Annotated in this window: 1 pseudogene; it reads left to right on the top strand. The window is 66.8% G+C overall.

The window, feature by feature from the left end:
- Nucleotides 1–693: pseudogene (locus AC1DYI_RS37685) on the top strand (dipeptidyl carboxypeptidase II); the annotation flags it as partial.

Genomic DNA, 693 nt, shown 5'->3' on the forward strand with positions numbered 1-693 from the left:
TTGTTGGCTCCGTGGGCCGGCCCTTACGGTGGGGTGCCGCCGTTCGACAAGATCCGCATCGAGCATTTCGCGCCGGCGCTGATGGCCGGCATGGCCGAGCAGCGGCGCGAGATCGCCGCGATCACTGCCAACAAGGCGGCGCCGAACTTCGACAACACGGTGCTGGCGCTGGAGCGCTCCGGCCGGCTGCTGGAACGGGCGAAGGTGCTCTATGGCGTCTGGACTGGCTCGCTCAGCACCACCGGCTTCCAGAAGGTGCAGCGCCAGATGGAGCCCAAGCTCGCGGCGTTCGAAGACGAGTTGGCGCAGAACACTCGGCTGTTCCAGCGCATCGAGGCGGTCTTCCAGTCCGAAGAGATGCAGCGGCTGACGCCCGAGCAGCAGCGTCTGGTCTGGAGCTACCGCACGCAATTCATCAAACAAGGCGCCAAGCTGAGCCCGAAGGACAAGCAGCGCGTGGCGGCGATCAACCAGCGCCTGGCCGTGCTGGCGACCGACTTCAGCCAGAACCTGCTCGCCGACGAAGGCGGGCAAGGGCTGGTGATCGACAAGGCGGCCGATCTGGCCGGCTTGAGCGAAGGCGACATCGAAGCCGCCGCGCAGGAGGCCAAGCAGCGCGGCATGCCGGGCCGCTGGGTGATTTCGAACACACGCTCGGCAATGGAGCCCTTTCTTGCCCGCTCGACCAAGCGG

The sequence above is a fragment of the Ideonella sp. P3_A4 genome (genome assembly GCF_056403075.1).